General features: G+C 46.3%; 13 protein-coding genes. 5 read left to right on the top strand and 8 right to left on the bottom strand.

All coding sequences use genetic code 11. The annotated features are described in order from the left end of the window. The first annotated feature begins 137 nt into the window (after positions 1-137). Together ACEW9I_RS23850 and ACEW9I_RS23845 are read left to right on the top strand one after the other, a co-directional pair. A complete protein-coding gene (locus ACEW9I_RS23850) occupies positions 138-284 on the top strand; it encodes a hypothetical protein (protein WP_373542823.1) in 147 nt (48 codons plus the stop codon). After that, entirely contained in the window at positions 274-1,047 is a 774-nt protein-coding gene (locus tag ACEW9I_RS23845) for a tRNA(His) guanylyltransferase Thg1 family protein (protein WP_373542822.1), read from the top strand. The genes ACEW9I_RS23850 and ACEW9I_RS23845 overlap by 11 nt, the downstream gene beginning before the upstream one ends. A gap of 81 nt (positions 1,048-1,128) precedes the next feature. On the opposite strand, the gene ACEW9I_RS23840 is transcribed toward ACEW9I_RS23845, so the two are convergent. The 4 genes from ACEW9I_RS23840 to ACEW9I_RS23825 all read right to left on the bottom strand — a co-directional run bounded on the left by ACEW9I_RS23840 (position 1,129) and on the right by ACEW9I_RS23825 (position 5,609). Next, the gene (locus ACEW9I_RS23840) at positions 1,129-1,332 is read right to left on the bottom strand and encodes a hypothetical protein (RefSeq protein ID WP_373542821.1); all 204 of its coding nucleotides are present in this window, start codon (positions 1,330-1,332) and stop codon (positions 1,129-1,131) included. An 81-nt stretch (positions 1,333-1,413) separates the two neighbouring features. Continuing rightward, positions 1,414-3,969 carry a sigma 54-interacting transcriptional regulator gene (locus ACEW9I_RS23835; protein ID WP_373542820.1) on the bottom strand — a complete coding sequence of 852 codons (2,556 nt, stop codon included), beginning with the start codon at positions 3,967-3,969 and terminating at the stop codon, positions 1,414-1,416. Between the two features lie 132 nt (positions 3,970-4,101). Beyond that, positions 4,102-4,344 (bottom strand): 2Fe-2S iron-sulfur cluster-binding protein, encoded by a 243-nt coding sequence (locus ACEW9I_RS23830; protein WP_373542819.1) that lies wholly within the window; start codon positions 4,342-4,344, stop codon positions 4,102-4,104. 65 nt (positions 4,345-4,409) lie between these two features. After that, positions 4,410-5,609: a class I SAM-dependent methyltransferase gene (locus ACEW9I_RS23825; RefSeq protein ID WP_373542828.1), complete on the bottom strand. Its 1,200-nt coding sequence runs from the start codon at positions 5,607-5,609 to the stop codon at positions 4,410-4,412. A 288-nt stretch (positions 5,610-5,897) separates the two neighbouring features. Here ACEW9I_RS23825 and ACEW9I_RS23820 point away from each other — a divergent pair, with 288 nt between their 5' ends. Together ACEW9I_RS23820 and ACEW9I_RS23815 are read left to right on the top strand one after the other, a co-directional pair. Then, positions 5,898-6,308 carry a hypothetical protein gene (locus ACEW9I_RS23820; protein WP_373542818.1) on the top strand — a complete coding sequence of 137 codons (411 nt, stop codon included), beginning with the start codon at positions 5,898-5,900 and terminating at the stop codon, positions 6,306-6,308. 139 nt (positions 6,309-6,447) lie between these two features. Continuing rightward, positions 6,448-7,320: an S-methyl-5'-thioadenosine phosphorylase gene (locus ACEW9I_RS23815; RefSeq protein ID WP_373542817.1), complete on the top strand. Its 873-nt coding sequence runs from the start codon at positions 6,448-6,450 to the stop codon at positions 7,318-7,320. A gap of 99 nt (positions 7,321-7,419) precedes the next feature. On the opposite strand, the gene ACEW9I_RS23810 is transcribed toward ACEW9I_RS23815, so the two are convergent. From ACEW9I_RS23810 to pyrE, 4 genes are all read right to left on the bottom strand, one after another. Next, a complete protein-coding gene (locus ACEW9I_RS23810; RefSeq protein WP_373542816.1) occupies positions 7,420-7,851 on the bottom strand; it encodes a hypothetical protein in 432 nt (143 codons plus the stop codon). Between the two features lie 48 nt (positions 7,852-7,899). Then, entirely contained in the window at positions 7,900-9,069 is a 1,170-nt protein-coding gene (sat, locus tag ACEW9I_RS23805; RefSeq protein ID WP_373542815.1) for a sulfate adenylyltransferase, read from the bottom strand. A gap of 331 nt (positions 9,070-9,400) precedes the next feature. After that, positions 9,401-9,961, bottom strand: a complete 561-nt coding sequence (locus tag ACEW9I_RS23800; protein WP_373542814.1) for a GNAT family N-acetyltransferase — start codon at positions 9,959-9,961, stop codon at positions 9,401-9,403. 34 nt (positions 9,962-9,995) lie between these two features. After that, the gene (pyrE, locus tag ACEW9I_RS23795) at positions 9,996-10,601 is read right to left on the bottom strand and encodes an orotate phosphoribosyltransferase (protein ID WP_373542813.1); all 606 of its coding nucleotides are present in this window, start codon (positions 10,599-10,601) and stop codon (positions 9,996-9,998) included. Between the two features lie 193 nt (positions 10,602-10,794). On the opposite strand from pyrE, the gene ACEW9I_RS23790 reads away from it, so the two are divergent. Beyond that, positions 10,795-11,142 (top strand): hypothetical protein, encoded by a 348-nt coding sequence (locus ACEW9I_RS23790; protein WP_373542812.1) that lies wholly within the window; start codon positions 10,795-10,797, stop codon positions 11,140-11,142. Positions 11,143-11,359 lie beyond the last annotated feature (217 nt).

Here is an 11,359-nt window from a genome sequence, read left to right as displayed (position 1 = left end):
TGTTTTTTTGCGTGGTCACGATTAGTTCTAGGGCTGCGAGTCATCTGCTTATATCAGCTCAAATGCTTGTTTAGTAAGAGTTTGACATATTCTCCATTCCTCCTTGACAAAGCTCTAATTTTCTTAACTTGTCACGAATGCAACAGATCCCAGATAAAGGAATTGCGGGAACGGCAAACAGACTGGAGCTGCCGAGTTATGCTGAGGGTTTCGACGAGCTGTACTACGTGAAATTATTACCAGCAATGCAATTTGTAGTGGAGCAATGGCAAGATGAAGTTTAATGAGCTAGACACAAAGATGCGGGTGTTTGAAACTACCAACGATCTGTATGTGCTACCTGGAATTTATATGGTAGCTAGAGTCGATGGACGCAGTTTTACCCGCTTAACAAAGGAAGTCTGTAAATTTGAGGCACCCTTCGATCCGGTATTTCGCGACTATATGGTGGCGACGCTCGAACACTTGATGCAATCTGGATTCAAAGTGGTTTATGGCTACACGGAGAGCGATGAAATTTCGCTGCTGTTGCACCCAGAAGACGTGACATTCGAGCGGAAGCTACGGAAACTCAACTCGGTCTTAGCTGGCGAAGCTAGTGCCAAACTTTCTAGCCTGCTGGGGGCGGTAGCCGCATTTGATTGTCGGATCTCGCAGTTACCCAATATCGAGCTAGTAGTGGATTATTTTCGGTGGCGCAATGAGGACGCTCATCGCAATGCGTTGAATGCTCACTGTTACTGGATGCTCCGCAAGCAGGGCGCAAGTGGTAGATCTGCCAATAGTAAAATCGAACACCTCTTAAAGTCTGAGAAGAACGAGCTATTGTTTCAAAATGGGATTAATTTCAACGATTTACCATTATGGCAAAAGCGGGGCGTCGGCTGTTACTGGGAAACGTATCTAAAGGAAGGTTTCAATCCAATTTCTCAGCAGCAAGTATTTACCGAGCGGCAGCGGATTAAAGTAGATCTGGAGTTACCAATGCAGGATAAGTATAGTGAGTTTGTACGTAATTTAATTGAGAGGATTCAGGTGGTTAGTTAATGTCTTATCGGTGCTAGTATTCGGCACTGGTGTGTTATGGCTTGAGCCTAACACACCCTACTCAGGCTATTACTAAACTAGTTATTTAGCACCTTCACCAGCCCAGATCGTTTTACCATTTTTTTGAACGGGAGTCATATCGCTATCATCAGCGGCTATGGCGATCGAGTTAAGATGAGCTGAATTAGTCGAGCCTAAAGTTTGGGCATTGGTAATACTGTCTGTCAATACCCAACTACTCACAATAGCGATCGATGTAACGAAGAAAATCGGGGTAAATTTCATGAATTTTTGTTCAGATCGGAATACTCGGCTCTATCTTACCTCACATCGCTCTAATTTCGCATCGATTAAGAGTAGGAGTGCTTAGTTCCCAATAATCGAGATCCACAACGTAACTACTAGACAAATGCTAGCCAGATGTTGAGGAATCAGCGATTGAATCGATCTCTTAGCTATTTTTTGAGTCAGAAATAATGTCACTAATAATGCCAAGATCAGAGTTGTCCCTTGCAGAAATGTAATTACGGCTGGATGAGCAATAAAACTGGGTAGGTTATCATTAATTTGCCCGAATGTTGCAAAAGCGATCGGGATAATTTGCCCACCTTCTTCTAAACCTAATTTAAAATAATGGGCTAAGTTTGCACCTAAGACTAATGGTAAATACCCATAAGCAAGAGTGATAAAGGGGAGTGGTTTAGAAACTTTAAACGGGACATATTTCACCTTACCTAGTTGGTAGATTCCTTGGATTGCACCATACCCTAAGAAAGGGATAATAGTGGGAATGACGATCGCTGCGATCGATAGTCCTAAGTGTGGCAAAAATTGGGTTAGATCTATTTGCAAGTTTAATAAACTATTTAACTCTGGTAAGCGGTGCAGATAAACCCCACCTAATAATAAAAATAATAAAGCCACTTCATACCCATGTGGGATATGTGTCGTCCACAGTTCGATTCCTGGGGGACGCAGGTTTAATTCTACCGATCGATGGGGACATGCTTTGAGACAAGTCATACACAAGACACAATCCTTATTATCGGTTAACTGGGCAGGGTGCGAATAAATCGGACAGCCATTGGTTGTCTGCCCTTCGCCAAAACCGACCCCACCTTTATAACAGTGATAAGTGGTACATTCTGCCGCACATGTGCCTTGCTGGGCGCGTAATTCGACGATCGATAGTTTGGCAAATAATCCATTCATCCCGCCGATCGGGCAGAGATAACGACACCAAAATCGTCGCTCAAATATCAGTGAGAAAATCACTGCCCCAGCTGTAATTAATAATAATAAATAACTAGACAAATAAGCTGTATTCTCTAGATGCCATAGTTCTTCCCACAGAAAGATGAGGACAAATAATCCAAACAGAAACCAACCGCCCCATTTTTCGGCAGTTGCACGCGGCCATTTTTGCAGAGTTCTGGGGAATAATTTGAGTGATAATTTCTGGGCAATTTCGCCATAAATCATAAATGGGCAAAACGCACACCATAATCTCCCGATGATGGGGAATAATAATAAAATTAACGGCCACCACCACGCCCAAAATAGATTGAGCGCGAAATTATGTTGACGATCTTGGGGGGCAAGAAATAGAATTAGAACTACGATCGGAAATACCCACGCCGTGAATCCGTAATTAATGCGATCGGGATACCAATCGGTATTTAAAAACCGTCTGAGCCAGGGGTAAGCATTTAATAAATTCAGGCGGAATAATTGTTTTTTCGGTGCCTGTGCCCAGAATACTTCCGCTGTCAGTAGTTTACTACCTTGCGCCTGTACTAACGCTCGATCGACCATTCCCTGTAATTCCTTTAGATTACCTGGAAAATCATAAGCTTGCAAACGCCGAATTGCTTCCGGTGTCACCTGCGGCTTGGCTACCTTAGTTTGCCGACAAATGATGTTGATATAATAATTTACCTGTGCCTCCAGATCGGCTTTTCGCACCCGCAATCCTGGCACTTTGATTTGATGTTTGACAACCTTATTAAACGTCGGTTGAGTGCTCTCTGAGATGAGGATGAGCCGCGCATTACTGGGGCGAGGCGGGAGCGGTATTTGTCCTTCACGCGCGATCGGGATATAGTTGCCAGTAATTAATAATTGCTCGATTTGGGGCATCAATTCGGGCGGTAATTCCTGAACATCATTCAGAATTAATGTTCCTTCTCCCAGCCATTCCAATAATCCTGGTTTTCCACCTACGCGCCCAAACAATTCCGCACCATTGGTAGTAATTAAGGCACTTTTGAGCCTAATCATCGGCTGATGACGACGATTGGAACCAAAGTGCATCAGTGCGGCGATATTATCTTTTTCTAGCCCTGGTTCGCCCGAAATTAAAACAGGGAGATCGTCACTAGCAGCGGTGCGAATTTGTTGGCGCAACTTCACAGCATAACGACTACTCCCAATAATGCCCCGCTTGGCTTGGGGTACTAAATAAGTCCGCAAAGCGGCTTGTCTGTCTTGCTCGAAGGCCATTTCACCTTCGAGTTGCTCCAGTTTAGCTGCAAGTCGCTCGGCGTAAGCGGCGGTAATCTGGGGATATCTGCTAACTAATGCTTGCCACCTGTCAGCAGAGATCGTCTGAAACTGACACTCGGTAATCGTCACAATCCGGCTATCCGCAAGTTGCCCGCGCTGCAATGCCGATAAATTTACCACCGCACCAGGTAATAACCCCGTCGCCCACAGTTCCGCTTTTTGGCGACGATACCGCTCGGCTTGCCCTGCTACGAGGATATAGAGCTGAGTGACTGGAGTATCTTCCAGTGTGACTCGACAGCCTGCGGGTACAGATAATTCTACCAATTCACTCGCGATCGATTCGAGGACATCATGCGGTAACATGCCTAGCTCGGTAGATGCTGCCAACCAGTTCGCTAATATTGCTGTAGACATGGTGCGGGATGTCCCTATCGATCGTTATTTATTAGTCTATCAGGCACAGCACCCGAACATGTTAAGTAGACTCGATCGCGCTTTGCAATAAAGCTCCCCTCCTCGGAGGGGATTTTCGGGGAGCGCGATCGATTACCAAATCGGATCGTCATAACGATGGACGATTAGTACTGGTTCGCCGCTGGGGATACTCGCCAGACAAGCCCGCACGGGATGTTCTTGCCCTTCGATTTCTACCTCGCAAGCATAGCAAGAACCCATCAAGCAACCAGTCGGAATTGTGATTCCCGCCCGCTCGGCAACATTAAGCAATGGTTCCCCTGGCTCGGCGGTAACTGTAACTTTATCTGGCAAAAAATGAACGGTGATTGACATAGATTTTTTGTCTATAAGGGTTGTTTAGATCCCCGACTTCTTTGAGAAGTCGGGGATCTGCCACACTAGTTTTTAACTTTTAGCATCATCATTTTATTAGCCAAGAGCGATCGCACGTTTTCTATAGACAGTCCAACTGACTGTAAAATCTCACCAACTGTCAACTGCGCTTGGTTTTTATCGCAAGCTTGCACAAATGCAAACTCAGTATCACTCAGATTAATTAACTTCCAATCGCAATTAAATACATTTTGACTTTCCCAACCTTCAATACAGGGATGTCGATGAGGGATTGCGGCTAATAATAGCTCGTCTTGCGACCAATCGAGCGATTTTGGTAGCGGTGGTTTAGCCAAGAAAAATTCATAATGAGCGACATCAGTATCAAGTAATTCGATCAGTCGATATTGTTGACGAACAGCTAACTTTTGGGCGCGATCGAGGGCTTCGGGTGCTTTACCCAACAGGCGTTTCAGATTCCAGAAATCAGGATTGGAAAATCCAACAAAATCCAAACCAGAAGCATCAATTAGTTCAAATAATGTCTCGATATTGTAGTCGATTTCCTGGGGATGCACGTACATATCGGCAAAACATTCATCTTGGTGATTTTCCATCGCCCAGCGTTCTTTTTCCCGCTTCACTAGGCGATTAGTTTCAGGGAGGGATGCAAATACCGATCGACCGATTTTGACACCATCTTGATAGTTACCGCGCTTGTCACCTTGCAACATCCCGATCGCTTTTTGCATCAATTCGATCTCCCACCGCCCCAACTCACCATAGACGAAAATGTGCATCAACCCACCAGGGGCTAATTTGCCCGCCAAGGCTTGAATACCCCGAATTGGGTCGGGGGTATGGTGCAACACGCCTACCGAGTTAATCAGGTCATATTCCCCTGGTAGCTGGGCGACATCAAACAAGCTCAGATGATGAAATTCTACTCTCGTCGCACCCGATCGCGCACAGCGTTCTTGAGCGACTTTGAGCGCGCCAGGACTGAGATCGATCGCCGTTACCTGCGCTTCGGGGTTGAGATGCACCAAGCTATCGGTACTCACCCCCGTACCGCACCCAGCATCCAGAATCCGAATATCTCGACGCGCTGGCATCTGTCCGGTACAAAAATCGTAAGCCGCATCCCACTGCCACCGCCAGTTAAATCCTGGTGGCGGTTCGTCGAGCAAGGGTTCGGGCGGGAAGGGATAGGTATCGTAGAGATTTTGAACTGCTTGACTAATCTGGGCTGGGGTGGATTCCATCATCTCGATCGCTGCTGGGAATATCTAACTCGATCGCTATTGTATCTCGTTGGCGCGGTGCATTTTTTGGGTTCGATCGATCGTCCGATCTCAATTATTGTAGAATCATTGCATTCCCCATCGGCTCCTGAAATGCAATATCTACCGATCTTCGGTGTTGCCGTCGCACTCATATGTTCGGAGCAACCGTGCTTATCCAGTGGCTCAAGTAGGGGAGTGGGGGAATAGTTTAGCAATCTAGATCGTCAGCTATAATCATCTATGAATATTAGTGTGGATTAATTACCTGTGGGACAGTACGAACGGCTGGTATTGATGGCAGAAGACGAACTCACTCAATACAGCAGTGATGCGCGCAAGATCGAGAAATTGCGTCGCAAAATCGGTTTGTCTGTAAATCTGGCGGAGCAGAAGGCAGTCAAAGCCACTCTGGAGCAAGAATTACCCACAGGCGGCATCGTCAAATTGGTCGAAACCCAACGCCAAACGGTGGCACTGCCATTTTGGGGAATTGCGGGATTGGGGTTATTATTTGCAATCTCGCTCAATCAGCCCCTGGATTATATCGCCGCAGTGGGTGGGACAGCCGCCGCGATCGCCATCCAAAAATGGGGCTGGAAGCTCTATGCCAAAAGGATCGTGTTGGATACATTAATTGATATTGACACCAAAATCAACGCAATCAAACCAAATCCTTGAGTTAGGTTTTAGGTTGTAGGTTGGGGTGAAGAATGAAACCCAACATCTCTAGGGTGCTCGGAGGTAGTTGGGTAGAGCGATAGCGAAACCCAACCTACGACTTTTCAGGAGCCGTAATTATCAATTATCAATTATAAACATGAGTGATATCAAAACTGGGATTATTGGTGGTAGTGGACTTTATCAGATGTCTGCCTTAAATAATGTCCGCGAGGTGAGTGTAGACACTCCATTTGGCAAACCTTCAGACAATCTCATCGTCGGAGAGCTAGATGGAGTTGAAGTCGTGTTCTTGGCACGACATGGACGCAATCATCATCTCACGCCTACAGAAGTTCCGTATCGAGCGAATATCTATGCGATGAAACAAATCGGTGTCGAGTATCTGATTTCAGCATCGGCTGTCGGCTCTTTGCAAGCAGAAGTTAAGCCGTTAGATTTGGTATTACCAGACCAATTTATCGATCGCACTAAAAGTCGTGCGAATACGTTTTTTGGCGAGGGGATTGTCGGACATATTGCTTTTGGCGATCCGATTTGTCATCAGTTAGCGGGTGTATTAGCAGATGCGATCGAATCCCTAAATATCCCAGATATTAGCTTACACAAAGGCGGTACTTATATCTGTATGGAAGGGCCAGCTTTTTCGACTAAATCTGAGTCGAATATGTATCGACAGCTTGGCGGGACGATTATTGGCATGACCAATTTGCCAGAAGCAAAATTGGCGAGAGAGGCTGAAATTGCCTATGCAACATTAGCTTTAGCTACTGACTATGATTGTTGGCATCCCGAGCATGACAGCGTTACAGTAGAGATGATAATTGCCAATCTTCATAAAAATGCGAGTAATGCTCAACAGGTAATTCAGGAAACAGTTAAGCGACTGGGTGCAAATTTATTTGTTTCAGATGCACATTCTGCTCTTAAATATGCAATTATCACACCGCTGGATAAGGTACCAGAATCAACCAAACAAAATCTTGAATTGCTATTAAAAAAATACCTATAGATAAAAGCGATATCTAGAGCAGATCTCGATCGGTTACAAACCGCTGGAAATGTATGCGGTGGGCAGTGCCCACCCGACAATTGCTGCTGGCACTCGTGTTTATTTAGGTACTGGTGCTACTGATGGTACCACTGATGGAGCTATGGATGGCGTAGTTGCAGGCATAGTCGTTGTTGCTGTCGTACTCTTTTTCTTGGGAGCTACCGCAGTCTTTTTTGACTTACATTTGGCATGTTCTCTAATCGCCAGAGTAGCAGGATCGATCGTCTCGGTACCGACCATTAACGTTTTGTACTTTCCAGCACCATCTACTAGAGCTTCACCACAACCATTTGCAGCAATATCTTTACGGGTGACTGGCTTGTTTTTAGCATTAGTCCCTTTGATGGGATACTTTTGTTTCGCTGTCAAACCTGTGACTACTACTTGACCTTTACTGGTTTTGTAAGCTTCAGCATGAGCAGCCATACCGTGAGTTAATGTTAGTAACGCGGCGATCGCTACTGTCGAGATCGAAAACTTGATGGACATATATTTTGGAGTTGGTGATTGACTAGTTAGTTAGCTGGTAGTTGCTGCTTATTTGTGCCCTTGCATTGCCTGAATTAACTCGGCGGCGACTTCGGGACGCGAAAATTCTGGTGGTGGTAATTCGCCTTGACGGAGTAAGTCGCGGACTTTGGTACCGGATAGATGCACTCGTTGTTCGGGAGTGCTGGGACTAGTTTTGGTAGTTGCCATCGATTTGGTAACTTTACAATAAAATGCGTGCTCGAACATCATCGGGGTGATGCCGAGTTCTCCTGGTTCAAATTCACTAAAGATGTGTTGAGCATCGTAGGTGCCGTAGTAGTCACCCACACCCGCATGGTCGCGCCCGACGATAAAATGGGTACAACCGTAATTTTTGCGAATCAGAGCGTGGAAGATGGCTTCCCGTGGCCCAGCATAGCGCATCGCGGCAGGGTTGATCCCGAGGATGACGCGATCGCTTGGATAGTAGTGTTCGAGGATGATTTCATAGCAGCGCATCCGTACGTCGGCGGGGATGTCATCTTCTTTGGTTGCGCCGACTAAGGGATGGAGAAATAATCCATCGACGGTTTCCATCGCACATTTTTGGATATACTCATGGGCGCGGTGGATCGGGTTGCGTGTTTGAAATCCAACGATCGTGTTCCAGCCTTTAGCTTGAAACTGGGCGCGGGATGCGGCAGGATCGATTTGGTAGGTAGGAAATTGTGGGTGTGCTTCCCGTTCTAATAGATAAATAGCACCTGCTAAATTCACACTACCTTGGTCGTAGACGACTTTGACACCAGGATGCTTTTCATCATCCGTACGGTAAACATTAATCGCTTCTTGCTGTTTGTCGTAGGTGTATTTTTCGATAAGTTCTAAAATGCCTACAAATTTACCTGTAGCATCATCCAGCCTGACGAGCGAACCAACGGTCAGAGGTGCAGCGATAGCTTCAGTAACTGAGAGTGTAATCGGAATCGACCAAGGCAAACCATCAGCCAAGCGCATCTTGGCGACGACACTGTGATAATCTGCTTCTGGCATAAACCCCTGAAGCGGACTAAATGCACCGATCGCAATCATGACTAAATCGGAATATGCCCGCTCGTCTAATGTCACTCTGGGCAAGCTGTCAGCTTTACTCAGGAACTCGGCTTTTTGAGCGAGGGTAGCGATGCGATTTATTAATTTTCCGCCGTGGGGTGCAATACCAGAACTCTGACTCAAACTAACTTTCCTCGCAATTTTTCAATACTTTTATGGATCACTTTAGCAGCTTTGGGGGATAGGGGATAGGGGATAGTTGGGCTGAATGATTTCAAACCGGAGAGTGTAACTGAAATGTGATGAATTATGAAACAACGGTTCACCACGCAGCAATTAGAGCAAATATGGCAGCTCTAAACCCAAGCCTTAGTATCGATCCTGGTGCGTTACGGCTGTCTTGTCTCGCTAAACCCTCGGGGAACCCGTAGACGATCGATACCGAATCAGGACGATGCATTCATTGATTGGGTTGGTAATATTTCCAATCGTTACTATTTTAATGCTATAAATTTCAATGTGTCGATTTCCATCGTTCTCTCGATAATCGATAGAGAACATGTTCGCGTAAAATGTGTCCCTCTGGAACGATCGGATGCTCGAATGTTTCGGCAGCTAACTTCAGTCCCAACCGTTCCATGACGGCGCGAGATCGGCGATTGATTGTTGCAGTAAAAGAGACAATTTCGGACAAAGCTAGTCGATCGAATCCCACTTTCAACACATCTCTAGCCGCCTCAGTAGCATAACCTTTGCCCCAATATTCATAAGCCAACCGCCAACCGATTTCGACACATGGAGAGCAGGGTAAATCAGCCTTGGGGATATGCAAACCGACGAAACCGATGAATTGATTACTTGCCAGGGTTTCTACCGCCCACAAGCCCCAGCCGCGCTCATTGATGAGTGCTTCAAGTCGATCGACCATTGCATCGCTAGCCGCTCGATCGAGTAGATTAGGAAAAAATTCCATCACGCGCGGATCGCCACAAAGTCGAGCGAAAGGCTCTCGATCTGATGCGATCCATTGGCGCAACCGGAGTCGCTCTGTCTCAAATTCAATTAATTCTGCCATACATTTGTAGATGCAGATTCGATCGACCTCAAACTTAAAGCCCTAATTCCCGATACCTAACTTGTAAATCTTTGATGGTAAATATTGTCTCAAAGTGTAACCCTTGACTGGCATAAAATTCAGCACCACCTTGCTCACGATCGACCAATGTCAACACTCGATCGACAGTATAACCCGCCGCCCTGAGTCTTTCGACTGCTTTCATTGCCGATTGTCCGGTGGTGACGACATCTTCGAGGACAACTACTTTCGCGCCTGGTTTGAGAGTTGCGCCTTCGATATAGGCTTGGGTGCCGTGTCCTTTGGCTTCTTTGCGGATAATTAATGCGGGGATGGATTTACCTTCATATACAGATACCACACTGACAGAAGAGACGATCGGATCGGCACCCAGCGTCAATCCGGCGACGGCATCGGTATCATCTGGTAGCATGGAGAGCAAGATCCGTGCAGTGGCTACAGCTCCTTCTGGGTGAAGCGTGACTTGTTTACCATTGATGTAGTAGGTGCTTTTTTGACCGGAAGAGAGCGTAAAATCACCTTCTTTGTAAGCCAACTGGCAGAGTAAATCTAACAAGTGTTGGCGCAAAGTAGTTAGATCGATCGTCGGATAGGGAATATTGCCAACAGGTGAGTGCATAATTTGGATATTTTAGAGATGTCGATCGCTGGATACTAGATCTTATCCTAGTCGCGATCGCTAGATCGCGATCTGACACAGTGAGGGTGCTGTCCATCATCGCCGCTACCGTGCAAAAGATCGGAATAAATGTTCCTGATTTAGTCATCCACCAGTTGAATAATGTGAGTATAGCGATCTAGAGGTTAAAACCATGATGAAATTAAAAACGATCTGTTTGATGGCATTCGCTGTCGTCGCAACTGGCTGTCTAGCCACACCAGCACGCGCAAATGAGCCAGTAACGATTAGTGATGCGATTACCCGTGCGATGTTCAACCAGTCAGGCGATACTTATCGCAATACTGGGATCGATCGTCAATTCACATTATTGTTTGGGTTGAGCTATCCCGATCTTGAGGCTGTCGGCGATGCTCGATCGGTCGATAATATCTATCAAGATTTGATTCGTCAACGTGGTAGTACTCCAGTGCGTACTCCCGATTTACCCAATCCATTTAATAGCTCCCTACTCTCCAATCCCAGTTCCACCAGCAACTAGAGCCACTGTTCACAAAGGGACTAGTTGCGCCAACCACCTCCGCACACAAGTTGGGAAGACTTCGCTGCGAGTTGGCTTACCCCCCAACCTCCCTTATAACGGGAGGCTTTTTTCTAGCTCCCTCCCCTTATAAAGGGGAGGGGTGGGGTAGGGTAAAGATCTCCGCCGCCACTCCAAAACTTATCAGTACGCGGTTAACTGGAGAAGAGCTGAGGGT

Source organism: Chamaesiphon sp., assembly GCF_041738855.1.
Classification (GTDB): domain Bacteria; phylum Cyanobacteriota; class Cyanobacteriia; order Cyanobacteriales; family Chamaesiphonaceae; genus Chamaesiphon.
This window is presented reverse-complemented; position numbering and strand designations above follow the sequence as displayed.

Coding starts and splice junctions, on each gene's coding strand:
- ACEW9I_RS23850 (WP_373542823.1), top strand. CDS start 138: ATGCAACAGATCCCAGATAAAGGAATTGCGGGAACGGCAAACAGACTG.
- ACEW9I_RS23845 (WP_373542822.1), top strand. CDS start 274: ATGAAGTTTAATGAGCTAGACACAAAGATGCGGGTGTTTGAAACTACC.
- ACEW9I_RS23840 (WP_373542821.1), bottom strand. CDS start 1,332: ATGAAATTTACCCCGATTTTCTTCGTTACATCGATCGCTATTGTGAGT.
- ACEW9I_RS23835 (WP_373542820.1), bottom strand. CDS start 3,969: ATGTCTACAGCAATATTAGCGAACTGGTTGGCAGCATCTACCGAGCTA.
- ACEW9I_RS23830 (WP_373542819.1), bottom strand. CDS start 4,344: ATGTCAATCACCGTTCATTTTTTGCCAGATAAAGTTACAGTTACCGCC.
- ACEW9I_RS23825 (WP_373542828.1), bottom strand. CDS start 5,609: ATGGAATCCACCCCAGCCCAGATTAGTCAAGCAGTTCAAAATCTCTAC.
- ACEW9I_RS23815 (WP_373542817.1), top strand. CDS start 6,448: ATGAGTGATATCAAAACTGGGATTATTGGTGGTAGTGGACTTTATCAG.
- ACEW9I_RS23810 (WP_373542816.1), bottom strand. CDS start 7,851: ATGTCCATCAAGTTTTCGATCTCGACAGTAGCGATCGCCGCGTTACTA.
- ACEW9I_RS23800 (WP_373542814.1), bottom strand. CDS start 9,961: ATGGCAGAATTAATTGAATTTGAGACAGAGCGACTCCGGTTGCGCCAA.
- pyrE (WP_373542813.1), bottom strand. CDS start 10,601: ATGCACTCACCTGTTGGCAATATTCCCTATCCGACGATCGATCTAACT.
- ACEW9I_RS23790 (WP_373542812.1), top strand. CDS start 10,795: ATGATGAAATTAAAAACGATCTGTTTGATGGCATTCGCTGTCGTCGCA.